General features: G+C 62.1%; 13 protein-coding genes. 4 read left to right on the top strand and 9 right to left on the bottom strand.

Annotation, left to right across the window (positions count from 1 at the left end):
* Nucleotides 1-36 precede the first annotated feature (36 nt).
* Complete coding sequence (locus AC07NR_RS01130) at nt 37-165, top strand: PA1414 family protein (protein ID WP_007914492.1); 129 nt, start codon at nt 37-39, stop codon at nt 163-165.
* 100 nt (nt 166-265) lie between these two features.
* On the opposite strand, the gene AC07NR_RS01125 is transcribed toward AC07NR_RS01130, so the two are convergent.
* The 6 genes from AC07NR_RS01125 to speB form a co-directional block, all read right to left on the bottom strand.
* Nucleotides 266-514 (bottom strand): phosphopantetheine-containing protein, encoded by a 249-nt coding sequence (locus AC07NR_RS01125; RefSeq protein WP_085710356.1) that lies wholly within the window; start codon nt 512-514, stop codon nt 266-268.
* A gap of 47 nt (nt 515-561) precedes the next feature.
* Nucleotides 562-1,287, bottom strand: a complete 726-nt coding sequence (locus AC07NR_RS01120) for an MBL fold metallo-hydrolase (protein WP_495077633.1) — start codon at nt 1,285-1,287, stop codon at nt 562-564.
* An 85-nt stretch (nt 1,288-1,372) separates the two neighbouring features.
* Complete coding sequence (locus tag AC07NR_RS01115; protein ID WP_495077632.1) at nt 1,373-2,752, bottom strand: sodium:solute symporter family protein; 1,380 nt, start codon at nt 2,750-2,752, stop codon at nt 1,373-1,375.
* 79 nt (nt 2,753-2,831) lie between these two features.
* On the bottom strand, nt 2,832-4,343 hold the full coding sequence (locus tag AC07NR_RS01110; protein WP_495077631.1) for a purine-cytosine permease family protein: 1,512 nt from the start codon (nt 4,341-4,343) through the stop codon (nt 2,832-2,834).
* A 55-nt stretch (nt 4,344-4,398) separates the two neighbouring features.
* A complete protein-coding gene (locus tag AC07NR_RS01105) occupies nt 4,399-4,821 on the bottom strand; it encodes a YybH family protein (RefSeq protein WP_217831332.1) in 423 nt (140 codons plus the stop codon).
* Between the two features lie 10 nt (nt 4,822-4,831).
* Nucleotides 4,832-5,782 (bottom strand): agmatinase, encoded by a 951-nt coding sequence (gene speB / locus AC07NR_RS01100; RefSeq protein WP_007956591.1) that lies wholly within the window; start codon nt 5,780-5,782, stop codon nt 4,832-4,834.
* Nucleotides 5,783-5,987: 205 nt separating this feature from the next.
* Here speB and AC07NR_RS01095 point away from each other — a divergent pair, with 205 nt between their 5' ends.
* Both AC07NR_RS01095 and AC07NR_RS01090 read left to right on the top strand, forming a co-directional pair.
* Entirely contained in the window at nt 5,988-6,881 is an 894-nt protein-coding gene (locus AC07NR_RS01095) for a LysR family transcriptional regulator (protein WP_007956593.1), read from the top strand.
* Between the two features lie 6 nt (nt 6,882-6,887).
* A complete protein-coding gene (locus AC07NR_RS01090; RefSeq protein ID WP_495077630.1) occupies nt 6,888-7,481 on the top strand; it encodes a tRNA-uridine aminocarboxypropyltransferase in 594 nt (197 codons plus the stop codon).
* A 29-nt stretch (nt 7,482-7,510) separates the two neighbouring features.
* Here AC07NR_RS01090 and AC07NR_RS01085 read toward each other — a convergent pair whose 3' ends face one another.
* From AC07NR_RS01085 to AC07NR_RS01075, 3 genes are read right to left on the bottom strand one after another with little or no spacing between them, the layout of a single operon-like run.
* Nucleotides 7,511-8,872, bottom strand: a complete 1,362-nt coding sequence (locus tag AC07NR_RS01085; protein ID WP_248737993.1) for an HlyD family type I secretion periplasmic adaptor subunit — start codon at nt 8,870-8,872, stop codon at nt 7,511-7,513.
* A gap of 9 nt (nt 8,873-8,881) precedes the next feature.
* Complete coding sequence (locus AC07NR_RS01080) at nt 8,882-11,041, bottom strand: type I secretion system permease/ATPase (RefSeq protein ID WP_495077629.1); 2,160 nt, start codon at nt 11,039-11,041, stop codon at nt 8,882-8,884.
* Between the two features lie 30 nt (nt 11,042-11,071).
* Complete coding sequence (locus AC07NR_RS01075) at nt 11,072-12,436, bottom strand: TolC family outer membrane protein (protein WP_192553078.1); 1,365 nt, start codon at nt 12,434-12,436, stop codon at nt 11,072-11,074.
* 533 nt (nt 12,437-12,969) lie between these two features.
* Here AC07NR_RS01075 and AC07NR_RS01070 point away from each other — a divergent pair.
* Nucleotides 12,970-21,636: a retention module-containing protein gene (locus AC07NR_RS01070; protein ID WP_495077628.1), complete on the top strand. Its 8,667-nt coding sequence runs from the start codon at nt 12,970-12,972 to the stop codon at nt 21,634-21,636.
* Nucleotides 21,637-21,656: the final 20 nt, after the last annotated feature.

The raw sequence follows: 21,656 nt of genomic DNA, 5'->3' as shown, positions 1-21,656 counted from the left end.
CCGGCCGCTCAGCACCACCCTGAAGGGGGCATGACGATGAAAGAGAAAATTCAGAACTGGCTGCACGATTTGGGTGTTGCCCTCGGCTTGATCGAACCGCCTCTGCAACCGGTCCCGATTCGCACTGACGACGAACAGCGTCGGCGTCAGCAGCGTCGGCGGTAATGCCTTCCGGCTTCAAGGATTAAAGATTAGAGAGGTCGCCGTTTCGGGCGGCTCCGGCAGAAAGAGGCTGGAGCCGCTCGAAACGGCGGCCTTTTGCTTTTCAGTGCCGCCCGATTTCCAACAGAAACCGGCTCAAGTCATTCGCGGTTTTCGCGCTCTTGAGCATGCGGTCTTCTTCTGCGGTGAAGGCCGTCAGTCCGAATTCATCTTCCAGATGGAAGATCAGATCCTCGATGTCCGCCTTCTCCAGACCCAGTTCCGCCAGACTGGTGTTGTCATTGAAGTCGCGGTGTTCCAGCAGGCGTTTGATGAATCGGTGCACGGCGGCACGCACGGCAGCTCTTCTCATGGCAGATGTTCAAAAAGTGGCGGGATCTGACTGGAGTACAGCAGGCCTCAGGCGTGTCGGCGCAACCATTCGTCAATCATCGAACGCAAATGCTCTCCCGAGAAACTGCCGAAATGCCCGCCATGCACCGTGCGGATCCTCAGGGCCTGCAAGCGTCGCAGGCTGGCGGCGTAGTCCTCGAGATTGGAGTGGTAGGCGTCTTCGATCAACGGCCCGTCGTAGATGATGTCGCCGCTGAACAGGGTTTCGGTGGCCGCTTCATAGAGGCTGATCCCGCCCGGTGAATGACCCGGCGTGTGCAGCACCTGCAACGTGCGATTGCCCAGGTCCAGCACATCACCGTCCTCGACAAATCCGGTGGCCGGCGCAGCCTTGACCCGGTATTCGGCGTAGCACAACGGGCAATCGGGGTGCGCTTCGAACATGTCGTCGCCGACAAAAGCCCGGCTCAAGTCGTTCTCGCCATCCGGCGCCGCCAGAATGTCTGCCTCGGCGGGATGGACCAGCCGTTCGGCAAATTCGTGGTGACCGGCGATATGGTCGAAATGGCAATGACTGGCCACCGCCACCAGCGGCCGTTCGGTCAGCCACGGCAGTTGCTCGCGCAAGCTCACCAGACCGGAACCGCTGTCGAGCAGCAGATCCTTGTCCCGCCCCTGAACGTGCCAGAGGTTGCAGCGGTAGAAGGGACGGATATACGGCTCATGAATCAGGCGAATGCCGTCGCTCAGGGTTTGCACTTCGAACCACTGATCGCGAGAAACAATCTTCATCAAGCATTTTCTCCAGACGAAAAAAAACGGGTGTGGCAACCGACGCCACACCCGTCGAAGAAAGCATCAAGTCGTTATGTTCAGCTTAGATCGCGCTGGCCACCACGTTTGGGCGGCGGGACATCAGGCTGACCACCACAAAACTCACCAGACCCACAGCCAGGCTGTAGTAGATCGGGGTGTTGGCGTCCAGACCGTCCTTGACCATGAACAGCAGGGCGGTGGCGAAACCCAGGCCCATGCTGGCGATGGCGCCGGCGGTGGTGGCGCGCTTCCAGAAGATCGCACCGATCAGCGGGATCAGCATGCCGCCCACCAGCAGGTTGTAAGCGAGGGTCAGGGCGCTGATCACGTCGTTGACCACCAGCGCGATGCACAACACCACGACACCGGTCAGCAGGGTGAACAGGCGGTTGATGCCCAGGCTCGACTGTTTGCCGCCACGCAGTTTCGGCAACAGGTCTTCGGTCAGGGTGGTGGCGGCGGCGAGCAGGCCGGCGCTGGCGGTGGACATCATTGCGGCCAGGGCAGCGGCGATCACCAGACCACGGATGCCGTCCGGCAGCGACAGTTTGACGATGGCGGCGAAGGCGTTGTTGACGTTGTCCAGATCCGGGATCAGTACGTGCGCCGCCATACCGATCAGGGCACAGGCCAGACCGTAGAGGATGCAGTAGATGCCCGCGATGCTGCCGGCGTACTGGGCGACTTTGGCAGTCTTGACGGTGAACACCCGTTGCCAGATGTCCTGACCGATCAGGATGCCGAAGAAGTAGATCATGAAGTAGGTGATGATCGTGTCCCAGCCGATGGTGGTGAAGCTGAAGGCGGTGGCCGGCAGTTTCAGTACCAGTTCGTCCCAGCCACCGACTTTGTACAGGCAGATTGGCAGGAGGATGAACATCAGGCCCACGGTCTTGATGATGAACTGGACGATGTCGGTCAGGGTCAGCGACCACATGCCGCCGATGGCCGAGTACACCACCACGACGCCGCCGCCGAGCAGTACCGAGACCCAGAACGGCAGGCCGAACAGCACTTGCAGCACGGTGCCGATGGCGAGGATCGAAGTCACGCCGATCATCAGCGCGTAGGCCAGCATGATCGCCGCGCTCGCCGAGCGGGCCATCGGGTTGTAGCGTTTTTCCAGGACCTGGGTAACGGTGTAGATCTTCAGCTTCAGCAGCGGCTTGGCCAGGAACAGGTTCAGCGCCACGATGCCGCAACCCAGTGCCGCGCACAGCCAGAAACCGGAGATGCCGTGCACGTAGCCCAGACGCACGGTGCCGACGGTGGACGCGCCACCGAGAACGGTCGCGGCCATGGTGCCCATGTACAGGCTCGGGCCGAGGTTACGCCCGGCGACGAGGAAGTCCTCGTTGGTCTTGGCTTTGCGCATGCCGAAATAGCCGAGCAACAGCATGCCGGCCGCGTAGATGAGGACGACGAATAAATCCAAAGCCATGATGGCGTGTCTCCGATTGTCTTTTTTATGGGGTGGAACACTGTGGGAGAAGGCTGACTCCCACAGGCGATTCGTTTCTTCAGGCGGCCTGACGCAGCGCCGCTTCCGCCGGCGCATGGGCGCCTTTGCTCCGTTGATCCTTCGGCCCGTAGACCAGCGCCGGTTCCGGGAACAGGCTCAGCAGCATCAGGTACATCACCGAGGCCAGGCCCAGGGTCACCAGCAGGCTGATGTCGATGCCGCCGGCCAGTTCACCCAGCGGACCGACGAACTGCCCCGGCAGGTTGACGAAACACAGGCCGACCGCCGCGCTCGGGATCCAGGCACCCAGACCGCGCCAGTTCCAGCCGTGGCTGAACCAGTAGCGTCCGCCTTGCTCGCCGCGCGTGAACACTTGCAGGTCGTCCGGGCAGTAGAAGCCGCGACGCACCACCAGGCCGATGATCATGATCACCATCCATGGCGTGGTGCAGGTGATGATCAGCACGGCGAAGGTCGACACGCTCTGCACCAGGTTCGCCGCGAAGCGCCCGATGAAGATGAAGGCAATCGACAGCACGCCGATCAGCAGCGTCGCTTTCACTCGCGACAGCAGGCGCGGGAACACACTGGACATGTCCAGCCCGGTGCCATACAGCGACGTGGTGCCGGTGGACATGCCGCCGATCACTGCGATCAGGCACACCGGCAGGAAGAACCAGCTCGGCGACACCGCCAGCAGACCGCCGACGTAGTTGTTGGCCGCGATGTAGTCCGGTGCCTGGATCGCTACGATGGTCGCAGTGGTCAGGCCGAACAGGAACGGAATGAACGTGGCGACCTGCGAGAAAATCACTGCCGCCATGATCCGCTTGCGCGAGGTCTCACGCGGAATGTAGCGGGCCCAGTCGCCGAGGAACGCGCCGAAGGAAATCGGGTTGCTCATGGCCACCAGCGCGGCGCCGATGAACGCGGCCCAAAAGCCCGGCTGGCCGAGGCTGACGGTGCCGGCGTAGTGCGAATCGAAAGGACCGGCGAAGGCGAAGATGCCCAGCAGGAACAGCAGGCTCGCGCTCCACACCGCGACCTTGTTCACCCACAGCAGGAAGCGGAAGCCGTAGATGCACACGGTCAGCACCAGCACCGCGAACAGACCGTAGGCCAGGCCCAGGGTCAGGTCGGTTTCCGGCAGGCCGATCAAGCGTTTGGCCCCCCCGATCAGCGCATCCCCCGAACTCCACACCGAGAGCGAGAAGAAGGCGATGGCGGTCAGCAGCGACAGGAACGAACCGACAATCCGCCCGTGCACGCCGAAGTGCGCACCGGACGACACGGCATTGTTGGTGCCGTTGAGCGGACCGAACAGGCCCATCGGTGCGAGGATCAGCGAGCCGAGCAGCACGCCCGAGACAATCGCCCAGACGCCTGCCTGGAAGGACAGGCCGAACAGCACCGGGAAACTGCCGAGCACGGCGGTGGCAAAGGTATTCGCGCCGCCAAAGATCATGCGGAACAAGTCCACGGGACCGGCGGTGCGTTCGTTGTCCGGGATCTGTTCGACCCCGTGGGTTTCAATCTGCGTAAGGCTTTGGTCTTTGTTGTTGTTATTCATGATCTGCTCCGATCATAAAGGCGCGCTCATCGTGCGTGAGCGTCACCTGTCTTGGCTAAGGGGGTGGCAGCCCTTCCGGCATTGCGGACAAATGTTCGTGGCAGGCCAGCCAATGGCCTTGTTGTTCTAGGCTCGACGCTTGTTTCTTGAAAACAATCGTCTCGCGCTCCTGGCTGAAGTGTTGCTCCCCTTGCATGCGCAGCTCGGTGGCCACGTCATGGATGAAAATCGCCACGTCACCCTGCAGGCTGACGAAGGCGTTGCTCGAAGTGCACGACAGCACCTCGAAGCCATCCTCGGCGCGCCAGCTGTCCCACAACGCCTGATAGGCATCGCGCGACAGCAGGGGCTGTTCGAGGGTGTAGAACACGAAGCTCGCATCGGCGCTGAACGCGCCGAAGTAGGCTTCGCGATCGTTGCGGGCGAAGGCGGACACCAGATCGGCGGCCGCTTTCAGAACCTGATCACGTTCGTTCATGACCCGACCCTCAGCGGTGGACCACGCCCGGTAGTACGCAGAGCATTTCGTACAGCAGGTTGGCGGCCAGCAGCGAGGTGTTGCCGGTGGTGTCATAAGCGGGCGAGACTTCTACCAGATCGCAGCCGATCAGGTCGAGGCCCTGGCAGCCGCGAACGATTTCAATCGCCTGAATGGTCGTCAGACCACCGATTTCCGGGGTGCCGGTGCCCGGTGCCCAGGCCGGGTCGATGCCGTCGATGTCGAAGCTCAGGTACACCGGACCGCCACCGACTTTCTCGCGCACTTCGGCCATCAGCGGTTCCAGCGACTTGTGCCAGCACTCTTCGGCCTGCACCACGCGGAAGCCCTGATCGCGGCTCCAGTTGAAGTCGTCAGCGGTGTAACCCTGCGCCCGCAGACCAATCTGCACCACGCGGTCGCAGTCCAGAAGACCTTCTTCGACGGCGCGACGGAAGGTCGTGCCGTGGGCGATCTTCTCGCCGAACATGTGATCGTTGACGTCAGCGTGAGCGTCGATGTGCACCAGACCGACCTTGCCGTGCTTTTTGTGGATGGCACGCAGGATCGGCAGGGTGATGGTGTGGTCGCCACCCAGGGTCATCGGGATCACGTTGTGCTCGAGGATGTTGTCGTAGGCTTCTTCGATGATGCGCACGGCGTCGAGCAGGTTGAAGGTGTTGATCGCCACGTCACCGATGTCGGCAACCGAAAGCGAGTCGAACGGCGCGGCGCCGGTGGCCATGTTGTACGGGCGGATCATCACCGATTCGGTGCGGATGTCGCGCGGCCCGAAGCGGGTGCCGGGGCGCAGCGAAGTACCGATGTCCAGGGGCACGCCAACAAAGGCAGCGTCCAGGCCGGCAGCGGTCGGTACATGGGGGAGTCGGAGCATGGTGGCGATGCCGCCGAAGCGCGGCATTTCGTTGCCGCCCAGTGGTTGGTGAAGAATCTTGTCCACGGGTAGGGCCTCATCGTCTTTGTTTTATTTATGTCGGCGCGCCGCATTCGCAAGGTCACGGGCACCGCTGTGGGCCGATTCTGCGAAATGTAGTGGGGCGGAAGAATCGCTACGAACAAAAACTTAGTTCAGATTTTTCTAAACTAATCGAAAGGCTGGAGATAGACTTCTCGCCCATGCTCGTTGCCCGATCAGTGGAGTCCCCATGGCCAACGCTTTACCCGACCTGAAACTTTTGCGCATCTTCGTCAGCGTCGTGCGGCATCAGGGGTTTGCCAACGCGCAGCAGGAACTCAACCTGTCGACCTCGGCGATCAGCACCTACATGAGCCAGCTCGAAGCCGCGCTTGGTCTGGTGCTGTGCCATCGCGGGCGCGGCGGGTTCAGCCTGACCAGCAAGGGCGAGCTGTTCCATCAGGAAACCCTGCGCCTGCTGGCCGAACTCGAAGGGTTCGAGCAATACGCCGCTGCGCTCAAGGGTGAACTGCGCGGCACGCTCAATCTGGGGGTGATCGACTCCACGGTCAGCGACAAGGCCTTGCCGTTCGCCGAAGCCATCGGCGCCTACAGCCAGGAACACCCGGCGGTGCATTTGCATCTGTCGGTGATGAGTCCCTACGAATTGCAACTCGGCGTGCAGGACAACCGCCTCGATCTGGCCATCGGCGCGTTTTCCACGCGCATGAGCGGTCTCGTGTATATGCCGCTGTACCGCGAACAGCACTGGCTGTATTGCAGCAGCCGTCACCCGTTATTCAACGAACGGCGGATTCCCGAGCAGGTCATCACCCAGCAACGCATGGTCGGGCGCGGCTACTGGAGCCAGGCGGAACTGGCGCGCCACGGTTTCAAACACAGCGCCGCCACCGTGGAAAGTATGGAGGCGCAGCTGATTCTGGTGCTGTCCGGCGCCTACATCGGCTACCTGCCGGAGCACTACGCCCAGGCCTGGGCCGACAAGGGCGATTTGCGGGTTTTGCTGCCGGCGACCTTCGGTTATCAGGCGCCGTTTTCCATGATCATGCGCCGGGGCCGCAGCCGCGAGCCGCTGATCCAGACTTTCCGCGATCTGCTCAAAGCGCAGCTCAATCAGGCATAAGAATTCATGTCCAGACCTCAATGCCCGCGCTGCCTGCGCCCACAAACCCACTGCCTGTGTCCGTTGATCCCGAGCCTCGACAGCCGCACCCGGGTGTTGCTGTTGCAGCACCCGAGCGAGGTCAATCACGCGCTCAACACCGCACGGCTGGCGGCGCTCGGTTTGAACAATGCCGAACTGATCGTCGGCGAGGTGTTCGAGGATCTGCCCGCGCTGTTGAATCGGCCGGGCTATCAGGCGCGATTATTGTTCCCGGCGGACGATGCGCAGCCGATGCAGGCTTACACCGCATCGGATGAGCCGCTGTTGCTGGTGGTGCCGGACGGCACGTGGCGTAAGGCGCGCAAGATGCTGCACCTGAATCCGTTGCTGGCGGCGTTGCCACGGGTGACGCTGGCGCAAGGCGGGGTATCACGGTATCGGCTGCGCAAGGCACCGGGGCCGGGGGCGTTGTCGACTATCGAGGCGATTGTGCAGGCGTTGCAGACCCTGGAAGCCCCGGCCTCTTTCGATCCGTTGCTCAAGCCTTTCGAGGCGCTGATCGAGGGGCAGATTGCGGCGATGGGGGAGGAGACCTTCCAGAAGAATCACGTAGGCTGATCGTTCCCACTGCGTGGGAACGAGTGCGGCTAACGCTCGCGCATCGCTTCGGTCCGGGCCTTCAGCACCGGTTTGAGCAAGTAATCCAGCACACTTTTCTCCCCGGTAATGATGTCCACCGTGGCGACCATCCCCGGGATGATCAGCAACGGCTTCACATCCCCGCCCAAATGGTTTTTGTCGGTACGCACCTGGATCAGGTAGAAGCTGTTGCCCTTGTCGTCGGTGATGGTGTCGGCACCGATCAGCTCCAGCTTGGCGCTGAGCCCGCCGTAGATCGTGTAGTCATAGGCACTGAACTTGACCATGGCTTTCTGGCCCGGGTGCAGGAACGCCACGTCCTGCGGACGCACCTTGGCTTCGATCAGCAGGTTGTCTTCCAGCGGCACGATTTCCACCATGTCGCTGCCCGGCTGCACCACGCCGCCGATGGTGTTGACCTTCAATTGCTTGATCACCCCGTGTACCGGCGAGGTCACGGTGGTGCGGCTGACGCGGTCGTCGATGGCGATGCTCGACGCGGTGATTTTCGACAGGTCGGTGCGCTTCTGGTTGAGGTCCTTGGCCGCGTCAGAGCGGAAGGTCTGTTCCGATTCGTCGATCTTGCTCTTGATCTCGTTGATCGCCGATTCAGCCCGGGGAATCGCCAGGGTCGTGGCGTTCAACGAGCCACGAATTTCCACCGCGCTACGCTTGAGCCGCAGGATCTCCACCGGCGACACCGCCCCGGTGCCCACCAGTGGCGACGACATGTTCATCTCTTGCTGCAATAGCGCCAGGCTGGAACTGTACTGACCCTGCTTGGAGCGAAACTCCGCCAGTTCCTGGGTCTTCTGCCGCAGTTGCTCGGTGAGGGTGCGTTGCTCACTGGCCAAGCGCCGCTGGCGCTGGTCGTAGAGCGCACGTTCGTCTTCGGCCACTTGCGGCGCCTTGCTGACGATCTCGTCCGAGAGCTTCATCGGCCGGCCTTCGGACTCCGCCGACAAACGCTCGACCTGCGCCATCAACGCATAGCGATCCGCCTCGCTCTCGCCCTTGTTCGACAGAAACCGCGTGTCATCCAGGCGCAGCAGGGTGTCGCCCTTGTTCACCATTTGCCCTTCACGCACGAAGATCTCGGTGACGATCCCGCCTTCGAGGTTCTGGATCACCTGGACCTTGCTCGACGGAATCGCCTTGCCTTCGCCCATGGTCACTTCTTCGAGCACCGCAAACTTGGCCCAGACCAGCGCGCTGATCAGCAACGCTGCCGCCAGCCACACGGTAATTCGCGACCAGCGCGGCGAATCCTGCAACGACGCGCCGGCGGTTTCCGGCATGAATTCGGCTTCGGCGCTTTTACCGAAACTGTCGAAGTAGCCGCGCTGTTTTGAAGAGGAGGAAGCAGACATGTGCAACTCCTAGACCGCTGCCGAGCCGACCCGGCCCTTGCGCAGTGCATCGATGACCGCATCCTTCGGACCGTCGGCGACGATCCGGCCGTTGTCCAGCACCAGCAACCGGTCCACCAGGCTCAGCATCGAGGTGCGGTGGGTGACCAGCAACAGCGTCTTGCCCTGCACCCAGCCGTGGAGCTTCTGGCGCAGGACGTCTTCGCTGCTGTTGTCCATGGCGCTGGTGGGTTCGTCGAGCAGCATGATCGGCGGGTCGAGCAACAGCGCCCGGGCCAGCAGCACGGCCTGACGCTGACCGCCGGAGAGCAATTGCCCGCGTTCGCCCACTGGCCGGTCGAAGCCTTGCGGGTGCTGGCGGGCCAGTTCGGTGACGCCGGTCAGTTCGGCGACTTCGAGCATCCGCGAATCGCTGACGTAACGGGCGCCGAGGGTGAGGTTGTCACGCAGGCTGCCAGCCAGCAGCGGCAGATCGTGGGCGACGTAACCGATCTGCTGGCGCAGGTCGGCGACATCCAGTTGCCGCAGGTCGAGGTTGTCGAGCAGCAACTGGCCTTCTTCCGGTTCGTAGAAGCCCATCACCAGTCGCGCCAGGGTGCTTTTGCCGGAACCGCTGCGGCCGATGATGCCGATGCGTTCGCCGGGTTTGAGGCTGAAACTGACATTGCTCAGGGCCGGCGCATTCTGGCCGTTGTAATGGAAGGTCACACCGCTGACGTCCAGCGCGCCTTGCAGTTGCGTGCGCTCCAGGGGCCGCTGTTTGCCGTCGCGCTCTTGAGGCAGGGCCATCAGGGCGTCGGTGCTTTTCATGGTCAGTTGCGCTTGCTGGTAGCGGGTGATCAGCCCGGCGATCTGGCCCAGTGGCGCGAGTACGCGACTGCCAAGCATGTAACTGGCCACCAGTGCGCCGACGCTGAGGTTGCCGGCGATGATGCTGTAGACCCCGGCGACGATGGTTGCCATCCCCGAGAACTGCTGGATGAACAGCGTTCCGTTGGTGGCCAGTGCCGAGAGGTTGCGCGCATGGCTGTCTAGGCGGGTGAGGGCGCCGTGGGTGCTTTCCCATTTGTGCTGGCGCTCGCTTTCGGCGCTGCAGGCCTTGAGGGTTTCCAGGCCGCCGAGGGTTTCGATCAGCAGCGCCTGACGCTCGGCGCCTAGGCTCAGGCTTTTCTGCACGGTGTCGCGCAGACGAACCTGAATGATCATCGCGAACACGATCGTGATCGGAAACGCCAGCAACGGAATCACCACCAGCCAGCCGCCGAGCAGGCCGATCACCACCAGCATCAGCACCACGAACGGCAGGTCGATCAGGCTGGTCAGGGTCACGGCGGTGAGAAACTCCCGCAGCCCCTGAAAGTCGTGAATGCTCTGGGCAAAACCGCCGATGGTCGCCGGCCGGGCCTTCATCGCCATGCCGGTGATGCGCTCGAACAAAGTGGCGGAAAGGATCACGTCAGTCTTCTTGCCGGCGGTGTCCAGCAAGTGCGCGCGGACCACCCGCAGCACCAGTTCGAAACCGGTGCCGATCAGCAACCCGATGGCCAGCACCCACAGGGTCGACGTGGCCTGATTTGGCACCACGCGGTCGTAGGTCTGCATGACGAACAGCGGCACCATCAGGCCCAGCAGGTTGATCAGGAAACTGGCGAGGATCGCGTCGCTGTACAGCCATTTCGACAGCTTCAACGTGTCGCGAAACCACGCCTGGACCCGTGGCACCAGCGGTGAACGCAGGTCTTCCAGTTCATGCCGTGGCCGGGCGAAGAGGGCCTGGCCGCTGTAGTGTTCGGCGAGTTCTTCGCGGCTGACCCACTGCTCGCCGCCATCGGCTTCACTGGGCAGGATCAGGGCCTTGCCGTCATCGGCAAAACGGCGCAGCACCGCCGTGCGGCCATTGCCCAGCAGCAACAGCACCGGCAGGTTGAGCGGGGAAATGTCCTTGAGGTCGCGGCGCAGCAGCCGCGCCTGCAAACCGGCCCGGGCGGCGGCGCGGGGCAGCAGGTCCAGGCTCAGGCGTTGTTTGTCCAGGGGCAGCCCGGCACTCAGGCTGGCGCGACTGACCGTCGCGCCATGGAGTTTGCAGAGGATCAACAGACCGTCGAGTAACGGGTCATCGAAGCTCAGCCGCGGATCGATCCCGGAAACCCCGGGTTCCATGCTGGTCATATTGATCGCTCCCTGGCTACATCATCGGGACTACTTCAGTTCGGGCAAGCGCGCCTCGTTCTTCACTTCGGCAGCGGCAATCGCGTCGGCTGGCAGCACCACCCGTTGCTTGCTCAGCAACTGACCCATGTTCGCCAGCACGCGGTACATCGAAAACTCCTCGGTGTAGCGGATTTCGGTGTAGCGACGGTTGGCGTTGTACAGCTCGTTTTCACTGTCGAGCAGGTCGAGCAGGGTGCGTTGGCCGAGGCCGAACTGATCCTGATACGCGGCGCGCACACGCTTGGTGGTCTCGGCGTATTCGCGGGCGGTCGGGGTCTGTTTCTTGGCGTTGACCATGGCGTTCCACGCCAGGTGAATGTTCTCGTTGAGCTGGCGCAGGGCGTTGTTGCGGATGTCCATGGCCTGGTTGATCTGGTGCGCATCGGAGGCCAGGCGCGCCTTGTCGCTGCCGCCACGGAACAGGTTGTAGTTCATCACCACGCCGACCCGCCATTCGTTGTCGTGGCCCTCGTCACCCTGCACGTTGTTGTTGGCGCCGACCGCCGCTTCCGCATCGAAGCGTGGATAGAACGGCGACTTGGCGACTTCGTACTGGCTCTCGGCCGATTGCACGTCGGCCTGGGCGGATTTCAGATAGGGGTTGTTCTCGACCATGCTCTGCTGGGCTTCGGGCAGGGTGGCGGGTAATTCACCACGGGTCGAGGCGGGCGTTTCCAGCTCGTCGGGCATGCGTCCGACGACGCTGTAGAAGTTCGATTCGGCGTCCGCCAGATCGACCTCGGCGGTGTCGAGGTTGTTTTGCGCCAGCGCCTTACGGGCCACCGACTGGTCGGAGTCGGCGGTGCTGCCGATACCGCGCTGGGTACGCAGGCCGATCTGGTCGTTGACCCGCAGGTGCGCCTGCAGGTTGTTCCTGGCCAGGGTCACCAGTTCGCGGCGCTTGAGCACTTCGAGGTAGACCTCGATGGTGCGCAGGGCCAGATCCTGAGCGGTGCCTTGCGCGTAGTACGCGCGCGAATTGGAGACGCCTTTGGTGCGCGCGACTTCGTTGGACGTGTTGAAACCGTCGAACAGCATCTGACGCAGGCGCAGCTCGGACTGGGTGTAGTTGAGGGTTTCAGTGTTGTGGCCGCTCGGGGTCAGCGCCCGGGTGTTGGTGTTATCGCTGTAGCCGCGCCCATAGGAAGCATTCAGATCGACGGACGGATAGTAGCCGCCCTTGGCGACGTTCACCTGTTCATCCGCCGACAGTTTCGCGTCGACGCGCGAAGCGAGATCCGGGTGGGTCGCAATGGTGCTCTGGATGGCTTCGGTGAGGTTCATGGCCTGAGCTTGGGATGTGCAAGCCATGGCCAGCAAAACCGCACTGCAGAGGGGGGTTAGAACGCGCATGGGTGCATCTCCCTGAGTCCTGATGGTATTCCGCTGTCGCCAATTTATTGACGATATTTTTAGTGTTTAGCGTCTCATCGCTGTTACAACAGAGCTAAGAACATCCTGAAGCGTAGCTAAGAAAAATTTTTCATATGGCTTATGCCAAAAAAAACTTATGCGCTTCGCCGAATCCGGCACATTGTTCCATTCGAAAGCCTTTGTTTTATGTGCTTTAGGGAGCGCATGAAGGCTTGAGGAAAGTTCCACTCACTTTGCGACATACGGGCGAAGTACTGCTAAAGGGGAGGGACGCGTAGCGGCAAATGGGCGACAGTTTTTTGTCACTCGGGTGATTCACCACCGTTACGTAGCGCTAGTGGGCGTGCTGCATCGATCAGGGATTCCAAGTGCCTGAGGGCGCTGGAGTTTCTGAACTTGCACAACCTGCGAAACGAACTGTCGAGGTGCGAGCGTCGCCCCGACAACCCGCTTGAGCCATGGGCTGCTTCGCGAACCAGTGCCGACGGTGGTCGGCAGCGGAGGAAATGCACATGGCAACGCTCATCGGGACCGTCACCAAAGTCATTGGTCAGGTTTTCGCTCAAGCCGCTGACGGAAGTCGGCGTGCATTGGTCGAAGGCGATCGGCTGTTTACGGGGGATCAATTGATCACCGGTGCGGAAGGGGCGGTCGCCGTCCATCTGCAAAACGGTCAGGAACTGACCCTGGGCCGCGACAGCAGCATGACCCTGACCGGCCAATTGCTGGCCAACCACGCGCCCCATGTGGATGCCCCGGAAGCGCTGACCCCGAGCGATGCCCAACTCACCGACGTGGCACAGATCCAGAAAGCCATTGCCGCCGGTGAAGACCCGACTAAATCTGCTGAGGCCACTGCCGCAGGCCCCGATGCCCCGGGCGATGCCAATGGCGGCAAGGGCGGCGGCCACAGTTTCGTATTGCTGACAGAAGTCGCCGGGCGGGTCGATCCGGTCGTCGGTTTTCCCACCGCCGGTTTCAATGGCATTCCCGAGTTCCCGCAAGAGCGGCACTACGCGGTGATCGACAACGGCGACAACACGCCAGCGCCGGTCATCCCGCCACCGGTCAATAACCTGGTCACCCTCACAGGCCTCGATGTACCCGGGGGCGAACTGACGCTCAACGAAGCCAATCTGCCGGACGGTTCTGCCGCCAATCCCGGCGCGCTGACCCAGGCCGGCAGCTTCAGCATCGCCGCGCCCGATGGTCTGACCAGCCTGAGCATCGGCGGTATCAACGTCATCGTAGGCGGCGTGCCGGTCGGTTTCCCGCAATCGATCACCACGCAACTGGGCAACACCTTGACCATCACCGGTTACAACCCGGCGAACGGCACGGTCACTTACAGCTACACCCTCAACGGCAACGATGCCCATCCTGCGGGCGACGGTGCCAACAGCCTCAGCGAACATTTCACCGTGGTTGCCGGTGACATCAATGGCGATACCGCGACCGGCTCGCTGGATGTGAACATCACCGATGATGTGCCCAAAGCGGTGGATGACAGCAACGCCAGCACCGCTTCGGAAACCAACCTGAGCCTGACCGGCAACGTGCTGACCAACGACGTGCAGGGCGCCGACCGCATTCCTGTCGGCCCCAACAGCGGCCCGGTAGTTGCCGGTACGTTCACCGGGACTTACGGCACGCTGGTGCTGAACGCCAACGGCACTTACACCTACACGCTCAATACCAGCGACGCGGATTTCAAGGCGTTGCATGGCGGCGGCAACGGGACAGAAACCTTCACCTACACCCTGCGCGATTCCGATGGTGACACCAGCACTGCAAACCTCGTTCTGCAGATCCACAACAACGACGATCCGGTGCTCATCAACGGGTTGAACGTCGAGGGCGGCGAGCTGACGGTTTTCGAGAAAGACCTGAGCACCGGTAGTGCGCCGGATGCTACCGCGCTGACTCAGAGCGGCACTTTCACCATCACCGCGCTGGACGGCGTGACCACGCTGACTGTCGGCGGCATTGCCGTCGTCACCAATGGTGTATCCGCCGGTTTCCCGCAATCGGTCACGACGCCGCTGGGCAGCACGCTGACCATCACCGGGTTCAATGCCACCACGGGTGTCGTCAGCTACAGCTACACCCTCGACCACAACGACGCGCACCCGACCGCCAACGGCGCCAACACCTTGAGTGAGCAGTTCGCGGTCACTGTGGTGGATGACAACGGCACCACCGCTAACGCTTCTCTGGACGTGAACATCGTCGACGACGTGCCAAAAGCCGTGGACGACAGCAATGCCGGCACGGCTTCGGAAACCAATCTCACGTTGACCGGGAACGTGCTGACCAATGACGTGCAAGGTGCCGACCGTGTGCCGACTGGCCCGGTCACCGCCGGAACCTTCACCGGAACCTACGGTACGCTGGTACTGAATGCCGACGGTTCCTACACCTACACCGTCAACCCTAACGACGCCGACTTCAAGAATCTGCATGGCGGTGGTAACGGCACTGAAACCTTCACCTACACGATCACCGATTCTGACGGCGACACCAGTACCGCGAATCTGGTGCTGCAAATTCATAACAACGACGATCCGGTAATCATCAACGGCCTCGACGTTAACGGCGGTGAACTCACTGTTTTCGAGAAAAACCTCAGCAGCGGCAGCGCGCCGGATGCTACCGCGCTGACTCAGAGCGGCACCTTCACCATCACTGCTTTGGATGGCGTAACGACGCTGACCGTGGGCGGTATAGCGGTCGTTACCAACGGTGTGGCCGCAGGCTTCCCGCAGTCGGTCACAACTCCTTTGGGCAGCACACTGACCATCACCGGTTTCAACGCCACGACTGGTGTAGTGAGTTACAGCTACACCCTCGACCACAACGATGCACACCCAACCGCCAATGGCGCCAACACCTTGAGCGAACAGTTCGCGGTCACCGTCGTCGATGACAACGGCACCACGGCCAATGCTTCGCTGGATGTGAACATCATCGACGACGTGCCAAAAGCCGTGGACGACAGCAACACCGGTACGGCTTCGGAAACCAATCTCACGCTGACCGGCAACGTCCTGACCAACGACGTGCAGGGCGCCGACCGTGTGCCGACCGGCCCGGTCACCGCCGGAACCTTCACCGGAACTTACGGCACCCTGGTGCTGAATGCCGATGGTTCCTACACCTACACCGTCAACCCTAACGACGCCGACTTCAAGAATCTGCATGGCGGTGGCAACGGCACTGAAACCTTCACCTACACCATCACCGATTCCGATGGCGATACCAGCACCGCGAACCTCGTGCTGCAGATCCACAACAACGACGATCCGGTGGTTATCAGCGGCCTCGACGTTAACGGCGGTGAACTCACTGTTTTCGAGAAAAATCTCGGCACCGGCAGTGCGCCGGATACTGCGGCTTTGACTCAGAGCGGTACTTTCACGATCACTGCTTTGGACGGCGTAACCACACTGACCGTGGGCGGCATTGCCGTCGTCACCAACGGTGTGGCCGCCGGTTTCCCGCAATCGGTCACTACGCCGCTGGGCAGTACGCTGACCATCACCGGCTTCAACGCCACGACGGGTGTCGTCAGCTATAGCTACACCCTCGATCACAACGATGCGCACCCAACCGCCAACGGCGCCAATACGTTGAGCGAGCAGTTCGCTGTCACCGTGGTTGATGACAACGGCACGACCGCCAATGCCAGCCTCGACGTCAACATCGTCGATGACTTGCCCAAAGCCGTGGACGACAGCAACACCGGTACCGCTTCGGAAACCAACCTGACCCTGATCGGCAATGTCCTGACCAACGACGTGCAAGGCGCCGACCGCGTGCCGACCGGCCCCAACGCCGGGCCGATCACTGCCGGTACCTTCGCCGGGACTTACGGCACGCTGGTGCTCAATGCCAACGGCACTTACACCTACACACTGAACACCAATGATGCCGACTTCAAAAACCTGCACGGCGGCGGCAACGGCACCGAAACTTTCACCTACACCATCACCGATTCGGACGGTGACACCAGTACTGCGAGTCTGGTTTTGCAGATCCACAACAATGACGATCCGGTAACCATCAGCGGCCTGGATGTGAACGGTGGTGAACTCACCGTTTTCGAGAAAAACCTCAGCACCGGCAGTGCGCCGGATGCTACCGCGCTGACTCAAAGCGGCACCTTCACCATCACTGCTTTGGACGGTGTGACCACGCTGACTGTCGGCGGAATCGCCGTCGTCACCAACGGCGTGGCAGCCGGGTTCCCGCAATCGGTGACCACGCCGTTGGGCAGCACACTGACCATCACCGGGTTCAACGCAACGACCGGTGTCGTCAGCTACAGCTACACCCTCGATCACAACGATGCGCATCCGACTGCCAACGGCGCTAACACCCTGAGTGAACAATTTGCTGTGACGGTGGTTGATGACAATGGAACCACAGCCAATGCATCGCTGGATGTGAACATTGTCGATGACCTGCCAAAAGGTGTGGACGACAGCAATACCGGCACCGCTTCTGAGACCAACCTGACGCTGACTGGCAACGTATTGACCAACGACGTACAAGGCGCTGACCGCGTGCCAACAGGGCCGAACGCTGGCCCGATTACTGCCGGTACTTTTACGGGTACTTACGGCACTCTGGTGTTGAACGCCAACGGCACTTACACCTACACAGTCAATCCGAATGATGCCGACTTCAAAGCCCTGCACGGTGGCGGCAACGGCACGGAAACTTTCACCTACACCATCACCGATTCGGACGGCGACACCAGCACCGCGAACCTCGTGCTGCAGATTCACAACAACGACGATCCGGTGATCATCAACGGTCTCGACGTCAACGGTGGCGAGCTGACGGTTTTCGAGAAAAACCTGAGCACCGGCAGTGCGCCGGATGCCACCGCCCTGACTCAAAGTGGCACGTTCACCATCACCGCGCTGGACGGTGTGACCACGCTGACTGTCGGCGGCATTGCCGTCGTCACCAACGGTGTAGCAGCAGGTTTTCCGCAATCCGTCACCACACCGCTGGGCAGCACGCTGACCATCACCGGTTTCAACGCCACGACCGGCGTCGTCAGCTACAGCTACACCCTCGACCACAACGATGCACACCCAACCGCCAATGGCGCGAACACACTGAGTGAGCAATTCGCTGTGACGGTGGTGGACGATAACGGCACTACTGCGAATGCTTCGTTGGATGTAAACATCGTCGACGACCTTCCAAAAGCCGTAAACGACACCAACACCGGCACCGCCTCGGAAACCAACCTCACGCTGACCGGCAACGTCCTGACCAACGACGTACAAGGCGCCGACCGCGTTCCGACCGGCCCCAACGCCGGCCCGATCACCGCCGGCACCTTCACCGGGACTTACGGCACGCTGGTGCTCAACGCCAACGGCACTTACACCTACACCCTCAACACCAATGACGCCGACTTCAAAAACCTGCACGGCGGTGGCAACGGCACCGAAACCTTCACCTACACCATCACCGACTCGGACGGCGATACCAGCACTGCGAACCTCGTGCTGCAGATCCACAACAACGACGATCCGGTGATTCTCAGCGGCCTCGACGTCAACGGCGGCGAACTCACCGTCTACGAGAAAAACCTCGGCAACGGCACTGCGCCGGACGCCACGGCCCTGACCCAGAGCGGCACCTTCACCGTCACCGCACTCGACGGTCTGCAAACCCTCACTGTCGGCGGCATCGCGGTGGTCACCAACGGCGTGGCCGCCGGCTTCCCGCAATCGGTCACCACGCCGCTGGGCAGCACGCTGACGGTCACCGGCTTCAACGCCGCAACCGGTGTCGTGAGTTACAGCTACACCCTGGTGCACAACGACGCGCACCCGACCGGCAACGGTGCCAACAGCATCACCGAAAACTTCAACGTGGTGGCTACCGATGGCGATGGCAGCACCGCGTCGGGGCAGATCAACGTCAACATCGTCGATGACCTGCCGACCGCCAAGGCCGACACCGGCTCGGTGGTGGAGGGCGGCACCGTCAATATCAGTGTGCTGGGCAACGACGTCACCGGTGCCGACGGCCCGGCAGCGGGCGGTGCGGTGGTGGGCGTAAGGGCCGGCGGCGACACCTCGACCTCGGCCATCGGCGGCCTCAACAGCAACATCAACGGCACCTACGGTTACCTGACCCTGGATGCGGCGGGCAACGCGGTCTATCACAGCAACCCGAACTCAGTGAGCCCGCCGGGCGCCACCGACACGTTCACCTACACCATCCGCGACAGTGACGGCGACGAAAGCACCACCACCATCACCGTCAACGTGGCTGACAGCAAACTCGTGGCCTCGGTGGATCAGGACGTGACCGTCTACGAAAAAGCCCTCGACCTGACCAAGGACGGGCAAGACCTGGCCCCCGGCACGGTCATCGGCAGCGACCCGACCAACACCGGCGAAACCGCCAGCGGCACCCTGGTCGGCGCGGTCACCGGCGGCAGCGGCGCGATCACCTACACCCTGGTCGGCAGCAGCACCGGCACGTACGGGCAGATCCAGCTCAACGCCGACGGCACCTACACCTACACCCTGACGTCGGCACCGAAAACCACGCCAAACGCCAATGACGGTGCGAACACGCTAAGCGAAAGCTTCACCTACAAAGCCACCGATGCGCTGGGCAACAGCACCACCAGCACCATCGTGGTCAACATCGTCGACGACGTGCCCAAGGCTGTGGCGTCGGATCGTTCGGTGGCGGCGGTGGAGATCGACTCCAACATCCTCATCGTGCTCGACATCTCCGGCAGCATGGCCGACGCCTCCGGCGTGCCGGGCCTGTCGCGCCTGGACCTGGCCAAGCAGGCGATCAGTGCCTTGCTCGACAAGTACGACGATCTCGGCGATGTGAAAGTGCAACTCGTCACCTTCAGCAGCAACGCCACCGATCGCACTTCGGTGTGGGTCGATGTGGCGACGGCCAAGACCCTGCTCGCCGGCCTCAGCGCCGGTGGCGGCACCAACTACGATGCGGCCGTGGCGACCATGCAGACCGCGTTCAACACCTCGGGCAAACTCACCGGGGCGCAGAATGTCGGGTACTTCTTCTCCGACGGCAAACCCACCACCGGCCAGGAAATCGGCACCGCCGACGAGACCGCGCTGAAAAACTTCCTCGATGCCAACAACATCAAGAACTATGCGATCGGCCTGGGCAACGGCGTCAGCAACGCCAACCTCGATCCACTGGCCTACGACGGCATCAGCCACACCAACACCAATGCGGTGGTGGTCACCGATCTCAATCAACTGAACTCGGTGCTGTCCGGAACCGTGGAAGGCGCACCAGTCACCGGTTCGCTGTTGGGTGACAGTGGTTCGTTCGGCGCCGATGGCGGTTTCATCAAGTCCATCGTGGTCGACGGCACGACCTACACCTACGATCCGAAAGCCAACAGCGGCCAGGGTTCGCTGACCGCCAGCGGCGGCACCAACCACGGCACCTTCAACACGGTGAACAACACCCTGAGCATCGCCACCAACAACAGCGGCACGCTGGTGGTCAACCTCGATACCGGCGACTACAGCTACACCTCTCAGAAAACCACCACGACGGTGATCACCGAGAACATTGGCTTCACCCTCAGCGACAACGACGGCGACCTCGCCAGCTCCACGCTGACGGTGAAAGTGATCCCCAACTCGCCACCGGTGGCGGTGGATGACCACATCATCACCAACGTGCTGTCGAGCAATGTGACTGTGCCGGGCGAGCTGCTGCTGGCCAACGACACCGATCCGGACAACGATACCCTCAGTGCTTCGCCCACCACCTTCAACACCGGTTGGGCCGCCAAGGGTGCGGACTTCACCGGCAGCGGCGCGATCAGCTTCACCGGCACCACCAACACCAGCGCCAACCAGAACCTGGCCGATGTGCGCAGCTCCTTTGCGGCCAACACGGCGGCCATGACGGCGGTGCTGGTGGTCAGTGGCTACCTCGGCGCGGTGACCAACGCCAATGCCAACGATGAAGACCTGATCACCGTCAAACTGAAACAGGGCGAGACCCTCAACCTCGATCACAACCTGGCGGCCGGGCACATCACCATGGAGTATTCGGTGAACGGTGGGGCGTTCGTCAGCATCGCCGATGGCGGCACCATCACCGCCAGCGCCGATGGCACGTATCAGATCCACATCACCAACATCACCAACATCACCAACACCAGTGGCAGTAACACCAACGCTGCGGAAAACTACCAACTGACCATGACGGTCAACTACGCCGGGGCCCACGACGTCACCCCGGACTTCCATGGCACCTACACCGCCAACGACAACCACGGCGGCAGCGACTCCGCCAACGTGACCATCAGCTATCAGGACGGCCACACCCTCACCGGTACGTCCGGCGATGACGTGCTGGTGGCGGGCAGCGGCGACAACATCCTCAATGGTGGCGACGGCAACGACGTGCTCACCGCCGGCTCCGGCAACAACGAACTGCACGGCGGCGCCGGCAATGACTTGCTCTACAGCGGCCCGGGCAATGACATCCTCGATGGCGGCACCGGTATCGACACGGTCAGCTATGCCCACGCGACGGCCGGGGTCACGGTCAACCTGAGCCTGCTTGGTGCGCAGAACACCATCGGCGCCGGCATCGACACCATCAGCAACGTCGAAAACCTCGTCGGCTCCAACTTCAACGACACCCTGACCGGCGACAACAATAACAACGTGATCAATGGAGGCCTGGGCAACGACATCCTCAATGGCGGTGGCGGTGATGACCTGCTGATCGGCGGGATGGGCAACAACACCCTGACCGGCGGGCCGGGGGCCGACACCTTCCAGTGGCTCAAGGGCAACAGCGGCCACGATACGGTCACCGACTTCACCCCCGGCACCGACAAGCTCGACCTGTCGCAACTGCTGCAAGGTGAAAACGGCACCGCGGCGTCACTGGATGACTACCTGCACTTCACCGTCACCGGCAGCGGCGCTTCGGTGGTCACCACCATCGACGTCAGCGCCATGGCCGGCGCCACGCCGAACCAGACCATCGACCTGGCCGGCGTCAACCTCGCCAGCCACTACGGCGTGACACCGGGGGCGGGCGGGGTGATTGCCGGCGGCCATGACACGGCGACCATCATCAACGGGATGTTGAATGATCATTCGTTGAAGGTGGACACGGTGTGAGCCGGGGCTGAAACGACAAA

It is taken from the genome of Pseudomonas sp. GW821-FHT09C09, from assembly GCF_059418105.1.
Note: the sequence above shows the minus strand (reverse complement) of the source record. Positions and strands in the feature narration are given on the sequence as shown.